This window comes from Iodobacter fluviatilis, assembly GCF_900451195.1.
In the GTDB taxonomy this organism is placed as follows: Bacteria; Pseudomonadota; Gammaproteobacteria; order Burkholderiales; family Chitinibacteraceae; genus Iodobacter; species Iodobacter fluviatilis.
Window position 1 is genome coordinate 432,882 of sequence record NZ_UGHR01000003.1, and the last position, 22,322, is coordinate 455,203.

General features: G+C 50.5%; 18 protein-coding genes and 1 pseudogene. 4 read left to right on the forward strand and 15 right to left on the reverse strand.

Annotation, left to right across the window (positions count from 1 at the left end):
* Positions 1-25 precede the first annotated feature (25 nt).
* Together DYD62_RS17350 and DYD62_RS17355 are read left to right on the forward strand one after the other, a co-directional pair.
* Complete coding sequence (locus DYD62_RS17350) at positions 26-1,639, forward strand: glycoside hydrolase family 3 protein (RefSeq protein ID WP_115228661.1); 1,614 nt, start codon at positions 26-28, stop codon at positions 1,637-1,639.
* A 232-nt stretch (positions 1,640-1,871) separates the two neighbouring features.
* Positions 1,872-4,082 carry a carbohydrate-binding protein gene (locus DYD62_RS17355; protein ID WP_115228662.1) on the forward strand — a complete coding sequence of 737 codons (2,211 nt, stop codon included), beginning with the start codon at positions 1,872-1,874 and terminating at the stop codon, positions 4,080-4,082.
* A 43-nt stretch (positions 4,083-4,125) separates the two neighbouring features.
* Here the strand turns inward: DYD62_RS17355 and DYD62_RS24470 are convergent, their stop codons facing one another.
* The 8 genes and pseudogenes from DYD62_RS24470 to DYD62_RS17390 form a co-directional block, all read right to left on the reverse strand.
* Positions 4,126-4,563, reverse strand: a complete 438-nt coding sequence (locus DYD62_RS24470) for a CZB domain-containing protein (RefSeq protein WP_373280372.1) — start codon at positions 4,561-4,563, stop codon at positions 4,126-4,128.
* A 24-nt stretch (positions 4,564-4,587) separates the two neighbouring features.
* Positions 4,588-5,244, reverse strand: a pseudogene (locus tag DYD62_RS24475) (methyl-accepting chemotaxis protein); the annotation flags it as partial.
* Between the two features lie 156 nt (positions 5,245-5,400).
* Complete coding sequence (locus tag DYD62_RS17365) at positions 5,401-6,183, reverse strand: helix-turn-helix transcriptional regulator (protein WP_115228664.1); 783 nt, start codon at positions 6,181-6,183, stop codon at positions 5,401-5,403.
* A gap of 585 nt (positions 6,184-6,768) precedes the next feature.
* On the reverse strand, positions 6,769-8,064 hold the full coding sequence (hisD, locus tag DYD62_RS17370; RefSeq protein WP_172476522.1) for a histidinol dehydrogenase: 1,296 nt from the start codon (positions 8,062-8,064) through the stop codon (positions 6,769-6,771).
* Between the two features lie 85 nt (positions 8,065-8,149).
* Positions 8,150-8,767, reverse strand: a complete 618-nt coding sequence (locus DYD62_RS17375; protein ID WP_115228665.1) for a nucleoside/nucleotide kinase family protein — start codon at positions 8,765-8,767, stop codon at positions 8,150-8,152.
* A 95-nt stretch (positions 8,768-8,862) separates the two neighbouring features.
* Positions 8,863-10,236 carry a TRAP transporter large permease gene (locus DYD62_RS17380; protein ID WP_115228666.1) on the reverse strand — a complete coding sequence of 458 codons (1,374 nt, stop codon included), beginning with the start codon at positions 10,234-10,236 and terminating at the stop codon, positions 8,863-8,865.
* Positions 10,233-10,847: a TRAP transporter small permease gene (locus tag DYD62_RS17385; protein WP_115228667.1), complete on the reverse strand. Its 615-nt coding sequence runs from the start codon at positions 10,845-10,847 to the stop codon at positions 10,233-10,235. Before DYD62_RS17385 ends, DYD62_RS17380 begins: the two co-directional genes overlap by 4 nt.
* A gap of 259 nt (positions 10,848-11,106) precedes the next feature.
* Complete coding sequence (locus DYD62_RS17390; RefSeq protein WP_172476523.1) at positions 11,107-12,102, reverse strand: TRAP transporter substrate-binding protein; 996 nt, start codon at positions 12,100-12,102, stop codon at positions 11,107-11,109.
* A gap of 132 nt (positions 12,103-12,234) precedes the next feature.
* Between DYD62_RS17390 and DYD62_RS17395 the strand changes: the two genes are divergently transcribed.
* Complete coding sequence (locus DYD62_RS17395) at positions 12,235-14,127, forward strand: sensor histidine kinase (RefSeq protein WP_165928708.1); 1,893 nt, start codon at positions 12,235-12,237, stop codon at positions 14,125-14,127.
* Positions 14,124-14,717 carry a response regulator transcription factor gene (locus DYD62_RS17400; protein ID WP_115228669.1) on the forward strand — a complete coding sequence of 198 codons (594 nt, stop codon included), beginning with the start codon at positions 14,124-14,126 and terminating at the stop codon, positions 14,715-14,717. Before DYD62_RS17395 ends, DYD62_RS17400 begins: the two co-directional genes overlap by 4 nt.
* A gap of 490 nt (positions 14,718-15,207) precedes the next feature.
* On the opposite strand, the gene mgtA is transcribed toward DYD62_RS17400, so the two are convergent.
* From mgtA to DYD62_RS17440, 7 genes are all read right to left on the reverse strand, one after another.
* A complete protein-coding gene (gene mgtA, locus DYD62_RS17405; RefSeq protein ID WP_115228670.1) occupies positions 15,208-17,880 on the reverse strand; it encodes a magnesium-translocating P-type ATPase in 2,673 nt (890 codons plus the stop codon).
* A 309-nt stretch (positions 17,881-18,189) separates the two neighbouring features.
* Positions 18,190-18,525 (reverse strand): hypothetical protein, encoded by a 336-nt coding sequence (locus tag DYD62_RS17415; protein WP_115228672.1) that lies wholly within the window; start codon positions 18,523-18,525, stop codon positions 18,190-18,192.
* A gap of 564 nt (positions 18,526-19,089) precedes the next feature.
* Positions 19,090-19,740 carry an ATP phosphoribosyltransferase gene (gene hisG / locus DYD62_RS17420; protein WP_115228673.1) on the reverse strand — a complete coding sequence of 217 codons (651 nt, stop codon included), beginning with the start codon at positions 19,738-19,740 and terminating at the stop codon, positions 19,090-19,092.
* A gap of 159 nt (positions 19,741-19,899) precedes the next feature.
* Complete coding sequence (locus DYD62_RS17425) at positions 19,900-20,304, reverse strand: DUF4870 domain-containing protein (RefSeq protein WP_099397116.1); 405 nt, start codon at positions 20,302-20,304, stop codon at positions 19,900-19,902.
* Positions 20,305-20,629: 325 nt separating this feature from the next.
* On the reverse strand, positions 20,630-21,880 hold the full coding sequence (murA, locus tag DYD62_RS17430; protein WP_115228675.1) for a UDP-N-acetylglucosamine 1-carboxyvinyltransferase: 1,251 nt from the start codon (positions 21,878-21,880) through the stop codon (positions 20,630-20,632).
* A 17-nt stretch (positions 21,881-21,897) separates the two neighbouring features.
* Positions 21,898-22,077, reverse strand: a complete 180-nt coding sequence (locus DYD62_RS17435; RefSeq protein WP_099397114.1) for a hypothetical protein — start codon at positions 22,075-22,077, stop codon at positions 21,898-21,900.
* A complete protein-coding gene (locus DYD62_RS17440) occupies positions 22,074-22,319 on the reverse strand; it encodes a BolA family protein (RefSeq protein WP_099397113.1) in 246 nt (81 codons plus the stop codon). The genes DYD62_RS17435 and DYD62_RS17440 overlap by 4 nt, the downstream gene beginning before the upstream one ends.
* Positions 22,320-22,322: the final 3 nt, after the last annotated feature.

Sequence of the window (22,322 nt, forward strand, 5' to 3'; positions counted from 1 at the left end):
TATTGCTTAAAAATGGAGTTTTAGTATGTTTGAATCGTTTCGCAGCCAGGCTGCACAAAAAATAAGCGGCTGGTCTTTGGAAGAAAAGGTGGGGCAATTGTTTATTCTGGCCTTCCCCGGCAAAGATGCCGAAGCAGCCCGCCCATTGATTGAGCGTTACAACTTAGGCGGTTGTTATCTTAGCCAAGACAATGCCGCTACTTTTGCCGAGGCACGTCAGCTGACCCAAGCAATGGCCGCGATTGTGAATCAGCGTGTTGATTCCGTACCGATGTTGTTGGGCGTGGATCAGGAAGGCGCATGGAGTGTGCTTACTCCGGAATCAACAACCGGGCCGGGCAATCTGGCCTTGGGCAGCGCCGATAATCCAGCCCTCAGTGCGCAAATGTATAGCGTATTCGGTATTGAAATGCGTTCTGCTGGGTTTAATTGTGTACTTGGCCCATGTGCAGACGTAAATCTGAAACCTAATTCACCGATTATTGATACCCGTGCCTTTGGTGAAGTGCCTGCACAGGTGGCGGTACAAGTAGGGGCAGCGGTGCATGGCGCTCACGATGGCGGAATTGTGGTTTGTGCCAAGCATTTCCCTGGCCACGGCGACACTACGGGCGACACGCACCGTGAAATCCCTGTGGTGGATAAATCGCTGGCCACGCTGCTGGTAGAAGACCTTGCCCCTTTTAAAGCCGCGATTGATGCGCGGGTAGAGCTGATGATGACCTCGCATATCTGCTACCCGCAGATCGATCCGGTTTATCCGGCAACTTTATCGAGGGCCATTTTGCAAGATGTCCTGCGCGAAAAGCTGGGTTTCAAAGGCATTGTGATTTCCGACAGCATGAATATGGGCGCAATTCGCCGTAATTTCCCGCCGGTAGAGGCCGCCATTATTGCGTTTAAAGCCGGTATCGACATGATGATGCTCTCAGAAGAGCACTACGATCACAACGATAACTACCTTGAAAACCAGCTGGCCATGATTGGGGCCATTGTCAGTGCGGTAGAAGACGGGCGTATGCCGGAAGCCGAGCTGAATCTGATTGTAGAGCGCGTTGTGGCCTTTAAGCTGGCGCGTCTGGTGGGTATGCCGCTGTTTCATGAGTTTAATCCGCTGGCCAATCGCAAGGTTGAGCAGGCGGCAGCCAAATCTGCCGTACAAATTCTGGCCGACCCGGCACGTAATCTGCCGGTTCAGGCGGATAAACACGTATTTGTTTTGCAAACCACGCCATTGGCCGATTACGCCAATCTGGTGAATCCGCGCGGTATTGGTCCTAATCAGGCGACGCCTGCTTTTGATTATTTTGCAGCAGAAATCAGCGCCCTCTTGCCTGCAGAGAGGCTGAGTATTCTGGATTACACCGAGGCCAAAACATGGCTTGCTGAGGTGAACGTCGCAGCGGATCAGCTGGTTCTGGCTGTCATTGAAAATTACCCGCTGCCTGGTGAAGATTTTAAACAAGCGGCATCTAAAGCAATGGTGGCGGAACTTGCCGCTAAATTTGGCGCGCAATTGGTGGTGATCGGTTTACGTAATGCCTATGAGCCTGTGCCTGAACTGGCTGGCCATGTTTGCGCTTACGGCAGCCGTGAATGCAGCGCGCGGGCTGCGGCGCAGGTGTGCCTGAGCGTTTGATTGTTTGATTCAGTGATGCCATTCCCGCGCAGATCCGGTTTTTTTATGCCGGATGAAAACAAAGGGCTGCGGGAGTGGCTGATTGATGCGGTTTTGATTTGATTATATTTTTTATAAAAGGAGGTGCAGAAATTAAATAGACCTGGTTTTGGATTTGCGTATTAGATTTTTCAAAAAATATAAAGAATTTGCTTTTTAAACGGCATTTATCCTAAACAATTGAGAGAGACGAATGAAAAATTCAATGAAACACCGCTTAACCATTTTAGCTGGTTTATTAGTTTCTATGCCTATGGCTGCGATTGCCGCGCCTGCTGCAACTAAGGGATCCTTCCAGGATTTCCTTGATAATATGCGTGCTTTTGAATCCGGTATTGATCCGGCTAAAGCCGATTTTTATAAGCAGAATTTTAATTCACCGATTCTGCGCTATGCCAAAGTTGTTACTCCTGGCGTGCCGGTGCGTGATCCGTCTACGGGCAGCCTGATTATTGAGGCAACGACAGTTAACCAGTACTTTACTAAGCTGGGTCTTAATACTATTTACAATCCAAATGCAGCAGATCAGGCTGCCATGTTTAAGACCATGCAATACAGTTCGCTTAATGCTTGGGGTTTTATTGGTTATCAGCTGGGCGAAGCATTAATGATTGATACCGGTTATTACTCACCGGTGAAATATGTTTCAGCGACAGAAAATCTGGATAAATTCTATATTTTCGCGCCTGATTCAACATGGGCTAATGGTGTTACTGAAGCCACAATTGAAATTCCTGGCTCAGGCGGTAATAAAGTACGTGGCACACATAATAATCGCTGGGAAGGCACTTTCTCTGGCCGTAATGGTGTGAACAGCTTTGCTGATTTAAAAAATCCAGCCAAGCAAGAGTATGTGATTCGTGATGCCATGCGCTTTAACTATGGCGTGATGTCAGAAAAGCTGGCCGCTGCCAATATCACTTGGGCACAGGCCTTGGCTAAATCTTGGCCAGGTAAAGATGAAAACGGCAATCCAATTACCATTAAAGCCACGATGTCCGGTTTACTGGCTGCAGCTCACTTAGGCGGCGCTTGGGGGGCGGCTGATTTATTGATCACCAATAAAGTAGCGTGCGATGAGCAAGGCACTTGCGTAACAACCTATATCGATAAATTTGGTAATTACGATACGCAAATTGATACGCCAAACGATGACACCATTAGTGGCGGCCCGCTGGATGAGGTTTTATCTGCAGGGCAGGGTAATGACACGGTTTATACCGGCGGCGGCAAAAATACAATTTATCTCAGCCAGTTCCCAGGTGGCACAACCACAGTAAAAGATTTTGTAGTGGGTAAAGATAAAATTGTATTACGCAACTGGACTGGCTCTAACCCGCTGGCTTCTTTAGCGGTAACAGATAGCGCAGGTGGTGCATTGCTGCAGTTTGCCGGGCAGTCTGTTTTGCTTGAAAAAGTTTCCGCTGCAGCTGTAAAGGCTAATCCATCAGCCGTGATTGTTGTTTCTGCCGTGTACAAGCTAGCATGGTCTGGCAAGCAAACCGCAACTGGTTTTAATCCGGCTCTGGATCAGATTCAGGGTACTGCGGGCCTTGGCTTTAAGCACCTGAAAATATTCCAGGACAACGGCAGCTTGTTTATTGGTACACAAGCAGCAGACGGTGGCATCTATTCATGGATCGAATTGCCGGGCGTAACAGCTGCACAAGTATCTTCAGATATGTTCAGCAATATGAGTGGCAGTTATTCTGCGCTGGAGTTCACCGTGCTGCTGAACCCAACCACATGGGGCTGGGGCAAGGCAAAAAGCGTGGATTACTTTAAAGCCGCGAATACAACGGTTAATTTAGCTGCATTTGCTTACAACTTTAGCGCTTTAGCGCTGAAGCAAGAGGGTGCTGATGTAGTGCTGACCTTAAATCCGGCTTCTAATGGCGGGGATACGAAGGCGCTGCGTTTACTCAATACTAAGATCTCTGATCTGTCGGCTAAGAATTTCTACGGCGTAACCGGCAATTACAGCGATATTAAGATTGATGATCCATCAACTGCAATTTACTTCCCGGTAACGGCTTCGGCTGGCACTGGCGGTGTGATTGCGCCTTCTGGCGTTGTGCAAGTGCGTGAAAAAACCAATCAGGTTTTCACTATCACACCTAATGCTAACTTCAAAATCAAGAGCATTACCGTTGATGGCGTTGCACAAGCCATCAGCAGCAGCTTTACTTTGGTGAATGTGACTGGCCCGCGCAGTGTGGCTGTTAGTTTTGAAGCGGGTAGCTCCAACACTTGCGCTGCAACTGCATGGTCTGCAACCACGGTGTATGCCGCTGGCGGCACTAAGGTTTCACACAAAGGCTTCGAGTACACCAATAAATGGTGGACTCAAGGCAATGAGCCAGGCACAAATGATGTATGGACTAAAGGTGCAGCTTGCCAGTAATAAGTGATTAGATTTAAAAGCCCTGTCGTTTGGCGGGGCTTTTTTATGCGTGCAGGCAGAGCGTTTCGCTGTCTTTTTCGCCGTTGATGGACATCTTTTCCAGATTGCTTAATACCAACAAACTAGCTGCTTCCATTTCAGCAACGGCTTCGATTGCTCTTTGTGAATCACCACTGAAATAGGAGCGTAAAGCGCTTAATGCCGCACTATGTACTTTCATATGGGGTGTTTCCATTTCTCGGTAGCCATTGAGCTTGGAAAAGCATTCTTTACCTTCGCCATCGTAATACCATTTACCTAAACGGCAGGATGTATGGCTGGCAAACTGGCTTTCATCCTCATTGGAAAGCCCAAACAGCACCTGATAAACCCGGAATTTAAAAATAATGTGATCCACTTTAGCCAGCTCGCAAAACCCTCTTAGGGCAGATGCTGCGCTGCTTTGCTCCATATTGGTCGATATTTGCATCAAGGTTTGCATCGTCCCGGATGCGGTTTGTCCATTTTGGCTGAAGCTTGCGGATTGTTGGGCTAAATCACTCATTTTTGTGCGGCTATCGCTGCTATCGCTGCGAATCTGCTCAACTAGAATCGTAATGTCATTGGTGGCATTGGCGGTGCGCTCGGCCAGTTTTCTGACTTCATCTGCAACAACAGCAAAGCCGCGGCCCTGTTCTCCTGCGCGGGCAGCTTCAATGGCGGCATTGAGTGCCAGCAGATTAGTTTGCTCGGCAATTTCTTTAATCATTCGTACTATGCCACCCACTTCTTGTGCCCGAGCATCAAGCCGGCCAATTTGATCTGCTGCGCTGTTTGATGAGGTGGCGAGCTGAGCCAAGCTTACGGCAATTTGATCGATTTCTTGGCTGCTTTGAGATGACGCACGCTTCGCATTTGCTGCACTTTCTTTTTCGCTACGCATCGCGTTTGCGAGTGTAGCGAGCGAGGTTTGATTGGCGATTAAGGATTCAGAAAAGCTGGATAAATTGCCAATTAAACTTGTCAGTTGCTGTACTTTTGCTTCACTCACGATGGCATTTTGTTCGGCTTGGTGGGCTCTTAGATTGGCATCATGTAACGATCTGTTTTTTTCTTCTAAGGCGTCCTGAAGCTGAGCGATCTCTGCAAGATGCTGATTATTCATACGATTAAAAAATAGCATGGTGACCCCAGAGCACAAGAAAGGAATTGTCTATTGAAGATTTTCATCATAGCTGATTAATCCAGCTTAGATTTGGAGTGAAATGGATGGTTTTTTAAAAATACCTGTGCATCATTGATCAGTGCAGGCGTGCGCTGCACATTTTTTGAGTCGGAATCAGGAAGATAAACTAATTAAATAATTACGCAAATTAATGCCTTTATTGGTAATGCCCAATTTGCTTCTTAAACTATTTCTATGATTTTCAACCGTTTTGGAAGCCACACTTAAGCTTTGTGCAATTTCTTTGGTCGACATCCCTACCTTAATAAATTTGGCGACTTGCACTTCAGAAGGCGTGAGTAAGGCATAGAGGCTGGTATCAATATCGCCATTATCATTCACAGCAGAAGCCACAATCCCTTCGATTAAATCGAGGCACATAATCAGAATTGGGTCAGAAATGGTGGCTTTAACCTGCCGGATTTGTGGCAGATGTTGGCTGCGAATGCGCTCTAATACCTCATCAATTTCGCCGCTATCCTGCCATTCTCTGAATTCGGTGAGTGTTTCGGTCAGGCTGTAGAATTTGGCAAAATCCGGATTTGGGTTGTGGTTGTCGCTTTCTTCTTCCTGAGAGCCGACTTCAATATGCCAGAGGTTCTGATTAACGCGGAATAAATGTAGTTTTAAATCGCGGTTAAAAAACTTCCAACCGTCCGAGCCACTGACCGAGGTTTTAATCAGTGCCTTAATTGCGGCCAGATTATCCTGACCAATTAAAAAGCCGAAATGATCCAGCTGGGTAGCGTTTTCATGCGAAGGGTAATTGTGATCCAGAATCTCGCCCGAGCTGAAAAAACTAATCACAAAAATATTGCGGTAGGCGAGCACATATTGAAATGAGCTAATTTTCATTTCAAGTTGTTCAATTAATTGCTTGGTCTGGTCAGTGGTCATTCTTTAGCTTGAAAGTGATGAAGGCTTAGGACAGGGGTGAGATTCATTTTAGCTTAGCTGTTGTGGGATGGGGGGATTGAATGTTGCGTTGCGGGGGGATGGTTTGTGTTTTTGTGTGGTGGGCTGCAGTTGATCGTACTACGCAAAATATTTTAAGTGCCTTCAGCACGTGAATTTTGGTGCGTGAATCCCCTGCGGGCGTAAGAATCTACATAAGTTTGATGCATTTGTTTCCCCCTTTGAAAAAGGGGGGCCAGGGGGGATTGGGCAGTGTATGGGGTGCGCAAGTCGTTTTTCTAGCGCACTGCTCTGTGCAATTACAAGTATTGAACCATCGTAGGGCGGGTTTTACCCTGTGTGTTATGCAAAATCAAAAAGATCTTAGTGCCTTCGGCACGTTGATTTAGGTGCGGGAATTCCCCGCGGGGGACTCACTTTCTTGAACGGCTAAGAAAGTAAGCAAAACCGCAAGCTCAAAAGCACGATGGCCCCTCACTGCGGATAACTCCGCGAAACTCCGTGCTTCAATATTTGGGTTTTAAGCCTCAAGCTACGGCGGGTTTTTCGCCGTAGCTTGCTCTCTCATCAATCCTTCAAACGATATTCCGCTGATCGTGCATGGGCGGTTAGGCCTTCGCCGTGGGCGAGGGTGCTGGCGATGCGGCCTAGTTTTTGGCTGCCCGCTTCTGAAACTTGGATAATGCTCGTGCGTTTTTGGAAGTCGTAAACGCCCAGCGGGCTGGCAAAACGGGCAGTGCGGGCGGTGGGGAGGACGTGATTTGGGCCGGCGCAATAATCGCCCAAAGACTCGCTGGTAAACTTGCCCATAAAAATCGCACCCGCGTGACGTAGCTCAGCTAGGTAGACTTCTGGGGTAGCGATGGATAATTCCAGATGTTCCGGCGCAATATAATTGGCAATTTCGCAGGCTTCGTGCAGATCTTTTACGGTAATTAAAGCGCCACGGCCGGTGAGCGACGCGCGGATAATGTCTTGGCGCGGCATGGTGGGGAGGAGCTTTTCAATACTGGCGGCAACTTGCCCGATAAATTCTTCATCCGGGCAAAGCAGAATCGCTTGGGCGATTTCATCGTGCTCGGCCTGGCTGAATAAATCCATCGCGATCCAGTCCGGGTCGGTGGTGCCATCGCAAATCACTAGAATCTCTGAAGGGCCAGCCACCATATCAATGCCGACAATCCCAAATACACGGCGCTTGGCGGCGGCGACATAGGCGTTGCCGGGGCCGGTGATTTTATCCACAGCAGGTACGGTTTCGGTACCAAAAGCAAGCGCGCCCACTGCTTGCGCGCCGCCAATACAGAAGGCGCGGCTCACGCCCGCCACGAAGGCTGCAGCGAGTACTAGATCATTTTTCTCGCCACGCGGCGTAGGCACTACCATGATGATTTCGGCGACACCGGCCACATGGGCTGGAATGGCGTTCATCAAGACGGAAGAGGGATAGCTCGCTTTGCCGCCCGGTACATAAATCCCGACTCTGTCGAGTGCTGTAACCTGCTGGCCTAGTACCGTGCCATCTTCATCTGTGTATTGCCAGGACGCCATTTTCTGGTGTTCGTGATATTTACGCACCCGCTCTGCTGCTGCCACTAAGGCCTCTCTTTGCACATCGGGCAGGCGATCGAACGCGTCTTTCAGCTCAGCCTGGCTTAGCTCCAGCTCCGCCATGGTTTGTGCCGCAACGCCGTCAAAGCGCTGGGTGTATTCCACTACAGCCGCATCGCCGCGTGTTTTTACATCGTCAAGAATAGCCGCAACCCGGGTATCCACATCCGGATCTTGTGAGGTTTCAAAAGCCAGCAGGGCGGCGAGTTGTGATTGAAAATCAGCAGAACGAGAATCAAGGCGACGCAACATGGCAGGGTCCAAAAATCTATCGTAGGACGATTATACCCATGTAAGAAAATCATCTGCGCGGCTTATTGCCTTGATTTACCGATTATTATTCCCAGGTAAACAGCAGATCAGCCCGCGATTTACTGGCTTCAATTAACCTAGCATTTGGGCCATCGGTGCTCTGCACCCACTCGATCGCTGCGGCTTCGCTGCGGCCAAATTGTATATGGCGCTGGATTAGGCGGGATTCTCTCAGTGTGTGGCCTACGTCTACATACCAAGTTTCATCCAGCAAGCTGGGTAATTGGGCCCAATGGCCGCTCTCCAGCAGCAGGTAGTTGCCTTCAACAATGATCAGTTGGTGTTGGGGCTGAATAGGAATGGCGTTGGCGATGGGTTCTTCGATTGCGCGGCGAAACTCGGGGGCGTAGATGGTTTCATCTGTTGGCTGGGTTTTTAGTCGCTGAATCAGTGCGGCAAATCCTGCGCTATCAAAGGTATCTTCTGCGCCTTTCCTTGCTGCTTTGCCAAGGCGGGCTAACTCGCAATTGGCCAGATGGTAGCCATCCATGGGCACTACAACGCTTTGCTGTGGATAAAGCTGCTGAATCTGCTGCGCCAGTGTGGATTTGCCCGAGCCGGGTGGGCCAACAATGCCGAGCAATTTGCGCTGGCCGCTGGCCAACAGGGTGTCGATTTTGGCCTGATAGCGTGACTGGATCATTGTGTATTTTTCCCGGCGGTAGGAGCAAAACTAACACAGGCCCCAGCCGCTATCAATGCGGCTGGGGCCTGTGTGGTTTGCTTATTCGTCAGGGCCTACATCATGCCCATGGCCGTGGGGAGCCACAGCGAGATGGCGGGCACATAGGTAATCAGCAGCAAAAAGCCCAGCATGGTCAGCAGCCATGGCCAGACCGCTACGGTGAGCTCGGTGATGCCCATCTTGGTAATGCCGGAGGCCACATATAGATTAAGCCCTACCGGCGGATGGCACATGCCGACTTCCATATTCACGGTGATCAAAATCCCAAAGTGGATGGGATTGATACCCAGCTTAACCGCCACAGGGAAGAGGATAGGGGCCATGATCAGAATGATGGACGATGGCTCCATCACATTACCGGCCAAGAGCAGCAGAATATTCACCGCCAGCAAAAAGGTGATCGGGCCAAGGCCCATACCCAGCAGCCAATCGGCCATGGCCTGCGGAATGCCTTCGTTGGTCATCACAAACGAGAACAAAACGGCATTGGTAATGATGTAGAGCAGCATGGCACTCATGCTGGCTGAATCGAGCAGCACTTTGGGTACGCGGCTAAGTGGCAAATCGCGGTATACAAATACGGCAATGATAAAGGCGTACACGGCGGCGATGGCAGCGGCTTCGGTTGGGGTAAATACGCCGGTGTAAATCCCGCCCAATACCAGTACGATCAGCATTAAGCCCCACACCGAGCGGCGAAAAGCACCCCAACGCTCGCCCGCTGTGGCTTTGGGCATGCGTGGATAGCCAAACTTACGTGCGCGCCACCAGGTGGTCAGCCCCAGAAAAAATGCCAGCATCAGGCCAGGAATCACCCCTGCCATAAATAGCGCACCCACCGAGGTATTGGTGGCGACAGAGAACATCACCATGGCAATCGATGGCGGAATTAAAATCCCCAAAGCGCCAGCAGTGGTAATGACCCCTGCACCAAACTGACGTGGAAAGCCTTGCTTAATCATGGCGGGCAAAAGGATGGAGCCAATCGCCACTACTGTGGCCGGGCTGGAGCCGGAAACCGCTGCAAATAATGCACAGGCCAGCACACCCGCCAAGCCTAATCCGCCATGAAAGTGGCCTACCATGCTGGTGGCAAAGTCGATCATGCGGCGGGCTACCCCACCGTGGGTTAAGAAATTACCGGCCAGAATAAAGAAGGGAATGGCCATAATTTCAAACTTCTCTATCCCCGTGAACAATTTCAGCGCCACCGATTCGATGGGCACATTGGTCATGGTGAATAAGAAGGTAAGTACGGTCAGCCCCAGCGCGATAGAAATTGGCATGCCGGTGGCCATTAGTGCCAGCAGCAGGCAGAACACCACGGCTTTTTTGCCGCCAACGATGGCGATAATGGCTAAAGATCCGAATACCAGGGCGGGTATTTTGATTGACCAGTGCGCTTCTGGTGCAGGAATGGTACTCATGCTGGTTTTCCTTCTTCTTCTTCTTCTTCTTCTAGGCCTTCAACGTGCGCTACGTCATGATGAGGCAGCTCGCCGGTACGCATAAAGGTGGCCGCAACTTGTAAAAAGCGCAAACACATCAGGCTGGTACCAAGGGGAATGGCGCTGTAGACCATCCAGGTTGGCCATTCCAGATCGGGGGTAGTCGGGCCTTCATACAGATTGCCTATGGTCATGCCCAAAGCGTGGGTAAAGGCATAGTGCGCGCCATTTCCCCAAACAAATTGCGAGCCAAGCACGGCCACAATGCCGGTAAACAGTGCTCCTGCTAAGAGGCCCAGCATCACAAAGGCGGCGCGATATTTGGGCTCTAGCCGGTTAATCATCACATCCACACCCACATGGATGCCGACGCGCACACCATAGGCCGCACCAAATTTAGCCATCCATACAAATAAAATAATGCACAGCTCCTGAGCCCATGAGAGGTTGATGCTGAGCAGCCAGTTTTGGATGATGGGTAGATGGGCGCCGGAGGCGTAGCGGTGGAGCACGGCGATAAAAATCACCAGCGTCGCCACCGCCATCAGCGAGGCAATCAGCCACTCTTCCAGGTGATCGAGTATTTTCATGAGAGTCTCCGAAGGGACGGTGGTTTTTTAAGAGGGGCGGTTTGCTCCTCGTAGGGCGGGTGAAACCCGCCGCAGCATAAGTATCTACATTATTTAGGTGGCACTTCAGTGCTGCAGCTTCCCCCTTTGCAAAAGGGGGATTGAGGGGGATTTATCTTTGTGTGGGGCTTGTTGCCGTAAAGATATGCAATGCTAAATCCCCCTAGCCCCCTTTTTTTTAAAGGGGGGAATACAACAAGCGGATGCTCCTCAAACCCCTTTACTCAACCGGCTTAAACGCTGTCTCTTTATAAATCTCGGTCAGCAAATCTTGGCCAAAGCGGGAGGCCATTTTTTGGTGGACGGGGATGAGGGCTTTACGGAAGGCCGCGCGTTCGGCGGCGGTTGGGGTGTAGATCGTGGTTTTGCCGCTGGCTTTGATGGCGGCAAGTGCTTTGTCGGTTTCTTGCTTGGCAATCTGGTTGGCGTAATTGGAGGAGTCATTCATCGCAGTAGTGAGTATTGTGCGAATGTCGGCAGGCAGGCCTTCCCAGAAGGTTTTGTTGACGATCACGGCATAGCCAAGGAAGCCGTGGTTGGTGAGGGTGAGGTGTTTTTGCACTTCAAACGCTTTGCTGGTGTAAAGGTTCGATGGCTCCAGCTCGGTGCCGTCTACTACGCCGGTTTGCAGGGCTTGGTAAACTTCTGAAAACGCCATCACCTGTGGCAGAGCGCCAACGGCCCGCATTTCTTCGTCCAGCACTTTGGATGATTGAATACGCACTTTCATGCCGCGCAGATCGTCTGGCGTGCGGATCGGTTTATTGCTGGAGAAATTCTTAAAGCCGTTTTCCCAGAAGCCCAGCGCTTTAATGCCCTTGGTTTCTAGCTTGGTAAACAGCTTGGCGCCAATCGGGCCTTTCATCACTTTATCGACTTCGGCATAGCTATCAAAAATATACGGTAGGTCGAAAATTTCGAATTCTTTTACACCCAGCGGGCCAAATTTGGCCAGGCTAGGGGCCAGCATTTGTACTGCGCCTAATTGCAGCGCTTCCATTTCTTCTTTGTCTTTGTACAGCTGGCTGTTTGGATAAACTTCTACTTTAACCCGGCCCTTGGTGCGTTCTTCGGCAATTTTTTTGAAGTAATCAGCAGCTTTGCCCTTGGGGGTATCAACGGCAACAACGTGGCTGAACTTGATCACGATCGGCGCTTCGGCCGCGAAGGAAGAAGTGACAGTAAGAGCCAGAATGGCCGCTAGTAAAGTACGCATTACAATCTCCAAAGCTGTTGAATGTATAGATGATTGTTGATCAGTCAGAATGCGTTTTCAATTGTGGTTGTCACGACTGTGGTAAACCACAGTAAGCCTGAAATTGCGCTGTGCTAACATTGGAGTATGCGTTTGCTTACTACTCTTTCACTTCGCCTGAGTGCTCATCCTTGGTTTTTACCAAGGTTGGCCTTGGTCTTGTTTCTGGCCACGGTATTGGGCTTATTCGCCTATTTGCGCCACGGCGAGCGTGAAGAAGCACGGCTGGTGCTGATTAATGATGTGCTGTGGGTAGAGCAGAATTTGCGCTTTGTGCTGGGGCAATCTGAAGAACGCTTGGCTGCACTATTAGAGCAATCTCGCGATGGCAGCTTAAGCGAGGCCGAGTTTCGTAGCCGTGCGCGTTTGATTATTGGCGCAAATGCGGCGATTACCGGCATTCAGCTGCGTACTAAAAACCAGAGTTTTAGCTATGGTCAGCATTTATCCGCCGAAGTGACCCGTGAGCCGATTGCTTTAGCGCAGGGAATGGGGCGGCCAAGTTATACCCTGCCGCTTTACCCTAAGGGAATGATTGCGCTGATTCTGGCCGAGCATGATTTAGAGCTGGTGGCCTCCATTGCCCTGCCAAAACTCTTACAGCAGCAGGTGCCGTGGTGGTTTGCCTATAAATACCGGCTGGAGATGATTGATGCGGACGGGCGGGAAATCGCTAGTAAATCCAAAATCGAGGCTGACGAGACTAATCTTAGCTATCAGCTGCCCTTTGATTTAGTCAGCAGTGGCTTACTGCTGCGCATCACCGCTTACCGTCATCCAACTGGTCTGGTACAAAAACTGCTGATTGCCAGTGTGCTGGGGCTGGCCTTGATTGTGCTGTTTAGCTGGTGGCGTTTGCGCCGCCAGATGCAGGCGCGATTACTGGCAGAAAACGCGCTCAGGGAAGAGCACGCTTTTCGCACCGCGATGGAAGATTCGCTTTCGGTAGGGATGCGCGCCCGTGATATGGATGGCCGCATTGTGTATGTAAACCCTGCCTTTTGCGGCATGGTGGGTTATAGCGCTGAAGAGCTGATCGGTGCACTGCCGCCTTACCCTTATTGGAACCCGGAAGATATCGCCGGGCATCAGGCGCAAAACGAGATTGTGCTCAGTGGCCGTGCGCCGCACGATGGTTTTGAATCAATGGTGCGGCACAGGGATGGTCATCTGGTTGCCACCCGTGTTTACACCACGCCGCTTATCGATGCGACCGGCAAGCAGCGCGGCTGGATGAGCTCAGTGGTGGATATCACGGCCTTAAAAGCCGCCGAAGCAAGGGAGCGGGAGCAGGAAGAAATGCTGCGTCACACCGGCAAGCTGATCACCATGGGTGAAATGGCGTCCACCCTGGCCCATGAGTTAAACCAGCCTTTGATGGCGATGAGTAATTACGCCAGCGCGGCTCGTCAGTTTGCCAATCAGAATAATCACGAGTTGCTGGATTCAACGCTCAGCAAAATTGCTGGCCAGGCACACCGTGCCGCCGCCGTGGTGAAACGTATCCGCGAATTTGTACAAAAACGCACTCCGCATTGCGAGCCTTGCGATATCAACCATATTGCCAGCAATGCTTTTGAGCTGATCGATGCCAGTGCGCGCAGCCAGGGTGTGCGGCTGCATTTTAATTTGGGCGCTGCCTTGCCGCAGATTCACGCCGATGAAGTGTTGCTTGGGCAGGTGGTGCTGAATTTGCTGCGAAACGCGCTGGATGCCAGTAGTGAGCAACCACAAAGCCGCCGCGATGTATGGTTGGCTACCTATTGCGATGACACAGCGGTTTATTTATCAGTATGTGACCGGGGTTCAGGTATTGCGCCAGAGGTAGCCAGCCGTTTATTTGATGCGTTTTTTACGACTAAATCGCTGGGAATGGGCATTGGGCTGAATATTTGTCGTTCTATTTTAGAGCAGCATCGTGGCAAACTATGGTTTGAAGCCCATCCACAGGGGGGCACTTATTTTTATATGAGTCTGCCACGATGAAAACAGTTTATTTGGTTGATGATGATATTGCCGTGAGAGATTCACTCGGCCTGTTATTGCTTTCCCATGGCTATACCGTGCATGCCTTTGAAGGGGGCGAGGACTTTTTAATGGCCATTGATGCCAGTAGCGAAGGTGTGGTGCTGCTGGATGTGCGTATGCCTGGTCTGAGCGGGCCAGCCGTGTTCGGGCAGATGTATGAATTGGGCAGTGAACTGATTGTGTTGTTTTTATCAGGTCACGGTGATATTCCGATGGCGGTGCAGGCGATTCAGCAGGGGGCTTTTGATTTTTTAGAAAAACCATGCAGTGAAAAGAAATTGCTGGAGCGGGTTAATGATGCATTGGAGGTGGCTATTGGTCGCCATTCTGTGCGCGGTAATCAGCAATTATTAGAAAAGCGCCTCGCCTCGATTACGCCGCGTGAGCGCGAAGTGATGGATTGGATTTTGCAGGGTAAGCTCAATAAGCAAATCGCCGATGAAATGCAAATCGCCATCCGCACGGTAGAAGTCCACCGTGCCAATGTTTTTGCCAAAATGGGCGTGCGCTCGGCGCTGGATTTAGCGCAGTTGTTGAAGGGGAGTTGATGGGGTGAGTTTTTAAGGATGCGCAAGAAAAGCGGCTTGCGTACCCTTAAAAAAGTCGACGTTTGAGGGGCTTTTTGTTCGAGCTGATGATTATGCAGTTATTGTCTTTTTAGTGCCTCTGGCACGTTGATTTAGGAGCGGTAGCCACCGCGGGGCCTTCCTTTCTTGCTTCGCCAAGAAACGAAGCCAAGCGACAACCGCAATACACGAAAGCCCCTGCTGAGGTCCAATCGGGTCGGCGGCGGGCGGGATTGGCTCGTACCTCGCTCCCTTGCCGGAACCCCGCCCCGCTTGTTCCTCGCTCCGGCGTGTTTCAAGGGGAGATTTAAGCCCCGTACCACGAGCCGTGTACGAATCCTAATCTCTGGGTTTTAAAATATTTAAAACCTACAAAACAACTTAATTCAAGAATTGTTTTTCTCCGTGAAACTCCGTGTTCTCTGGGACCGAAGTGGTCCAAGGTTTGGGTTTACTTCGCAGATTATTCAGCTTAAAACCACACCCCATAGCGGCGGATATAAATGGTTTTTACCAATTGCGCCAGCATCATATAGCCCAGCATCGTGGCGGCCAGCCAGTACCAGTAGGATGAATCGAGCGAGATAAAGCCGATTGATTCAGCCAGTGGCGAGAAGGGCAGCCAGCAGCCGATGGCAACAGCAATCACCGTTGAGATCATGACCGGCAGCGAAGCGCGGCTTTGGATAAACGGAATCTTGCGAGTGCGCAGCATGTGCACCACCAGGGTTTGTGATACCAGCCCCACAATAAACCAGCCTGAATTCATAATGCTCTGGCCACCGCCGTCAGCGTAATACGCGGCTCCGGCACCAAATACTGTCCACATCAGGATGTAGGTGGTGATATCAAATACCGATGAAGTGGGGCCGAGCCAGACCATAAAGCGGCGGATATTACCGGCTTCCCATTTGCGTGGTTTTTTCAGGAACTCTTTATCCATCTTATCCCAAGGTAAGACCAGCTGGGAGATATCATAAATCAGGTTTTGGATCAGCAAATGCATGGCTAACATCGGCTCCCAAGGCAGCCAGGCAGAGGCGACGAGCACCGAGAACACATTGCCAAAGTTAGAGCTGGCGGTGATATTCAGGTATTTCAGAATATTGCCGAAGGTTTCACGCCCTTTAATCACGCCTTCTTCCAGCACCATCAAGTCTTTATCAAGCAGAATAATATCGGCGGTTTCTTTGGCAATATCGGCCCCGCTATCAACTGAAATCCCTACATCCGCATCACGCAATGCGGGCGCATCGTTAATCCCATCGCCCAAAAAGCCTACCGTATGGCCATTGGCTTGCAGGGCTTTCACCACGCGTGATTTATGCATCGGGGTGAGCTTGGCAAACACGGTGCATTCTCGCACCGCTTGGCATAGTGCAACATCGTCCATCAGCTCGATTTCCGGCCCTAAGAGCGGCGTGCCGGGGTTTAGGCCAACGTCACGGCAGACTTTACTGGTGACAATCGGATTGTCGCCCGTCAGCACTTTAACGGCCACACCATACTCTTGCAGCGCTTTAATCGCTGGGGCGGCGGATGCTTTAGGCGGATCAAGAAAGGTTAAAAATCCACGCACCACCAGATCTTTTTCATCGGCCACTTTGTACTGCTGTTGATTGTTGTCGATGATTTTGCTGGCGACCAGTAAAACGCGGAAGCCTTGAGCGTTGTAATCCTGAGTTTGTTTCAGGATGCGTGTTCTTTCTGGCAGGGTTAGCTCGCGGACAGTATCGCCATCTTGGTAATGGGTGGATACGGCGAGCATTTCTTCTACCGCCCCTTTGGAGATCATTAGCTGCTGAGCTTTGCGATTTTCCAGCACAACGGTCAGGCGGCGGCGGATAAAATCAAAGGGTAGTTCGTCGATTTTGCTATAGCCTAAAGGCAGGTTGTTCAGCTCGGTGGCTCGCTCGATCACCGCAATATCCATCAGGTTTTTCATACCGCTCTGGTGCACGCTATTGAGCCAAGCCAGATGTAAAATCCCCTCATCCTGCTCGCCATCGCAATTAAAATGCTGCTCCAGAATGATTTTATCCTGCGTCAGCGTGCCGGTTTTATCCGTGCATAAAACATCCATTGCGCCAAAGTTTTGTACAGAATTGAGCCGCTTGACCACTACTTTGCGCCTAGCCATGGCGATTGCGCCCTTGGCCAGGTTGGCCGAAACAATCATCGGCAGCATTTCTGGCGTCAGTCCCACGGCAACCGCCATTGCAAAGGTCAGCGCAGATAGCCAATCGCCCTTGGTCAGGCCATTAATCAGAAATACTAGCGGCACCATCACCAGCATAAAGCGAATCAGCAGCCATGAAACGCTGCTGACGCCGCGATCAAAACTGGTTTCTACACGCTTATGGCTGAGTACATTTTTAGCCAAAGAGCCAAAGTAAGTATGGTTGCCGATGGCAATCACCCGGGCGGTGGCGATGCCGCTCACCACATTGGTGCCCATAAAGCAGATATTGCTGCGATCAAGCAGGCTTTCATCACTGATGCTGGCGAGTGCCGATTTTTCTGTTCTGTCTATTACCTCTTCGCTTGGTGCTGCTTGGGCGGATTTTTCCGCCACGTCGCCAAGCGTGTCGTATTTCTCTACCGGCAGCGCTTCACCGCTTAATACCGCTTGGCTGACAAATAAATCTCGGGATTCTAAAAGCTCGATATCAGCCGGAATCATATCCCCCGCTTGCAGGCAGACAATATCGCCGACGACCACCTGGCTCATGGGCACTTCAAGCTTACGTGTCTGGCCTTTGGCGGGTTTACGCAGCACCGTTGCGGTATTGCTGACGAGGGATTTGAGTTTTTCGGCTGATTTGCCGGTGCGATATTCCTGAAAGAAGCGTAATAAGCTGCTTAAAGTCACCATGGTGGTCAGGATAATAATCCCAACCCAGCTTGGCTCGCCCGCTTCGGCAAACTGCACATCGGTGAAGTAGGTGATAAAGGCAAGCACCAAAAGCACCATGACAAAGGGATTTTTAAAAGCGAGATAAAGCTGGACGAGGGCGTGAGGTGGCTTGTCGTGCGCGACTTCGTTGAGGCCATTGGCTTTGAGTAGCTCGGCGGCGGCTGTATCACTTAAAGCGCTGGCTTGTGGTGCTGGCTGCTTGATGGCGGTGCTGTAGTTTTGATACATACTGATCTTCCTGTGCGCCAGCAGGAATGCATTGCATTATTCAGGCAAAGCAATCCCCTTTCGCGCTGGCGGGGCGCTGAAATAAAAGGAATAGATTTAATTGGCCCGCTGAATAACTAAATAGCAATTCAGCGGGCAATATCGGTTCGTCTGGCATTTTTGATGTCCTATCTGATTTAAAAAATATATATAAATTTAAATTATTTAAGGCGAGCAGATACCTTTCATATTTCAAATGAATAATTGTATTGATGAGTTCTGCTTAATTAAGCAGGCCCTATTAAATAATTAAATATACGTCTGGTATATTTAGCTGCGCAGGCGGGGTTTATTGCTTCTCAGCCCCCACTGAATATGGCACACATCCTGATGCTGGCTTAAGCCTATGGCCATCTGGATAAAGCTCTGGCGTAAATCTGCTGATAAATTCAGCAGCACCGACAGGCAGAACGTGCCTTCGGCCTGGCGAAAAATCTTGAGCTGGCGGGCCTGAAAGCCAAGTAGATTTAACTTATGAATCAGCATCTTGCGTAGATCGCTGATCGTTGATTCAGAGCTGCTGATATTTAAAAAATACTGTGATTGATGAATCTCACGGGCATGCGTGCCCCGTATGGCGATGATAAGTCGTTTTAGAAAGTGCATTCCAGCCTCCGAAAAATAAAGGGAGGACGATTGATATCAATAAGGATGAAACCCAGCCATAGGCATAAAACAGCAGTTTGCTGTTTAATTATGTAATGGAGAAGGTGAGCGGGGCTAAGCCCAAAGACACCACACCCTGCGTTGCAGGATATGGCAGATTGAATCTGTTTATCCTGCTATACCGCGGTTACCAACACAGATCGATTACATCCGTCGTTGTCCACAGACAGCCTCTTAGATAGTTAATATGCAGGGCATTTTACGGATCAGGTAATGAATGTCAACCATAATTGTTTGATTAATTAATAATAATAGTAATTGAATGCGATGGGCATATCTTCGGTTGTGGAATTAATTAATTTATTTGATTATGAAAAAGTGAAATGAATGGATTGGGTATATTTATATCCAATTGGTTTATAGGATGCACAGTTTATAGGGTGTACAACGACGAAGTCGTTGCGCACCGATAGCGCATTACAGGCATTGAATCATCGTTGGGCGAGTGAAACCCGCGTATTTTTCAGATTTGCTCGCGGCTTGCGCCCGCCCTAAGCCAGACGCTCAGGCTGCTTGCCTTGCCGCCACAGTTGCTGCAAAGGCATCAATAATCGGCTGGAGTTTGCTGTGTTTAAGCTTCAGCGCAGCTTGGTTTACCACAAGGCGGGAGCTGATTTCTCGGATGTCTTCTACGGCCATCAGATTATTGGCTTTGAGCGTGCTGCCCGTGGATACGAGGTCGACGATGGCATCTGCAAGGCCAACCAGCGGGGCCAGCTCCATCGAGCCGTAGAGCTTGATTAAATCGACGTGCACGCCCTTATTGGCGAAGTGTTCGCGCGCGCATTCGGTGTATTTTGTGGCGATGCGTAAACGGGCGCCTTGTTTTACCGCGCCTTCGTAATCAAACCCATTTTGCACGGCCACCATCAGCCGGCATTTGGCGATATCTAAGTCCAGCGGCAGATAAAGGCCAGCGCCACCATGCTCTAGCAGCACATCCTTACCGGCAATGCCTAAATCTGCTGCACCGTATTGCACATAGGTGGGCACATCGGTTGCACGGACAATAATCAGCCGGACGTCTTCCATATTGGTGCCAATAATCAGCTTGCGGCTGGATTCTGGCGCTTCAGAAGGGACAATTCCTGCTGCGGCCAACAGGGGCAGCGTTTCTTCGAAGATACGACCTTTGGATAGCGCGATGGTGATCATAAATACGTCCGGTAGATTTAATGTGGCAACGACAATGTAATCAGCTTGCTGGCTGATGGCCAGAGAATGACGGTTGATATTGCACGCTTTTGTCAGTTACGCCAGCCCGTGTTTCAACGCGTGAATCTCCAGGTGATCTGCGTGCGGGCGTTGATTGGATTACTTAAATAACTTTAAGCTGACGGGGTATTTGGATGGCCAGCCGTTGATGGCTTTTGCACCTTCCCACAGGGCAAAAATAGCTGAGCCAATGGCAATCCACCAAAGTGGCAGCGGGCTGTGCACAATAAAGCCAGCCAGCATCGCAAGGGCGTACAGGCAGCCCATCAGCAGCTGAAAATTACATGCGCTGATGGCGTGTTGCTCTACATAGTCAGAATGCACACGGGCAAATTGCAGCACGATCAGGGGGATCATCAGGGCCAGTACCGCCATCGGCAGGATGGGGAGCCAGAATACGCCTGCAAGGTGGGCTAAAGCGGCTGCACCTTTTTCATTTTGCGAAGGCAGGCGTGGCTTATTGTCTTGTTCTTCCGGGGCGGGTTTGGGATTGAAAATCAGCATGGTTATGTCCCAGGGTCGGTGTGTGTGCAGACTAGGTTTTACCCTAATCTGTCTGCTTATGCAAAGCGGCCAGGAAAAAGTATTTTTGCAAAGCAGCCTGAGCATTTAAGCCAGCCAAGGCGGGTTTTCTCACCCTAGCTGCTTATGCTAGTAGTCTGTCGGATTTAAGACTGTCCTACTGCGAAAATACCGGATTGGGCCATATTTCGAGCTTTTTATCGCTACATGCCCGCTATTCGCCTCAAAAAATCTCAAAATCTGTCTCAAACCGGATGTTTTCTCGCTACGGACGTTCAAGTCCGACAGGCTGCCCGCCAGATTCTACTCAGGAAATCCGCTCGATTTGGGCGCCAACAGCAGACAGTTTGCGCTCGATATGTTCGTAACCGCGATCCAGATGGTAGATACGATCAACAATGGTTTCACCACTGGCAATCATGCCTGCGATCACTAAGGATGCTGATGCGCGCAGGTCGGTGGCCATCACGGTGGCACCTTCTAGTTTTTCAACACCGGTCACAATGGCTGTATTGCCTTCGGTATTGATTTTAGCGCCCATACGGATCAGCTCGGGTGCGTGCATAAAGCGGTTTTCAAAAATGGTTTCGGTGATCACGCCCGTGCCTTCCGCTACACAGTTCAGCAGCATAAACTGCGCTTGCATATCGGTTGGAAAAGCAGGGTAGGGCATGGTACGGATATTTACGGCCTTAGGGCGTTGCTTCATATCAATGGCGATCCAATCATCGCCAGCTTCGATATAAGCACCCGCTTCGCGCAGTTTTTCTAGCACGGCTTCCATGATGTCGGCACGGGTATTGCGTAATACCAGCTTGCCTTGCGCCACAGCTGCGGCAATCAGGAAAGTACCGGTTTCAATGCGATCCGGCACGATGGCGTGTTCTGCACCGTGCAGCTCGGCCACGCCTTCGATGGTAATGGTATCTGTGCCGTGGCCGCTGATTTTTGCGCCCATTTTGATCAGGCAATCTGCCAGATCGACGACTTCGGGTTCACGCGCTGCGTTTTCGATAATCGTGATGCCGTCTGCCAGAGTGGCGGCCATCAGCAGATTTTCAGTACCGGTTACGGTAACCATATCGCAAACAATGCGTGCGCCTTTCAGCTTACCAGTGGCTTTTACATAGCCGTGCTCGATCACAATCTCAGCACCCATGGCTTGCAGGCCTTTAATGTGCTGATCAACCGGGCGGGCACCAATGGCGCAGCCACCTGGCAGAGAAACCTGAGCTTCGCCAAAGCGGGCTAATGTAGGCCCTAGCACCAGAATCGATGCGCGCATGGTTTTTACCAGCTCGTAAGGCGCGATCAGGGTAGTGACTTCATTGGCGGTGATTTCGTACTCGTGTACGTTATCGGTCATGACGCGCACGCCCATGCCTTGCAGCAATTTTTGCGTGGTTTTTACGTCTGCAAGCTGGGGAACATTGGTTAGGCGTAAAGTGCCTGCTGTCAGTAAGCTGGCACATAAAATAGGTAATGCAGCGTTTTTTGCGCCAGAGATAGAAATTTCACCAGCCAGCGGGGTGCCGCCAGTAATTTTTAATTTGTCCATTTGTCGAACTCTTGAAGTTATTTCAGGCAATACCAAAGCAGCGCGGCAACGCCAGCGATCAGCCATGGCAGATTGGTTAAGGCAGCCAGCTTTTGCGAGCTGCGGTCTGGCGGTTTTTTTGCATCAACGATGGCTTGTTCCAGCTTGGCGCGGTTTTTTTCTATGCCATCAAGGTTGAAGCGATCTTCCTTACTCACACTACACGCTCTGCCCATTCGGCTGGCGTGAGCGTTTTTTCCAGCGACAGGGCGTGTAATTCACCCGAATCAATTTCTGGTTTAACCGCGTCTTTTACTAAACGGTGGCGGGCCAGCAGGCCAAGGCCTTCAAAGCGGGGGGATGCGATACGCGCATAAAAATGATGACCATCGCCTGTTACTTCAACCGCAGTGGCGCTGAGGCGATCGGTAAGTAAGGCTTGTACTGATTCGGGAGTCATGGG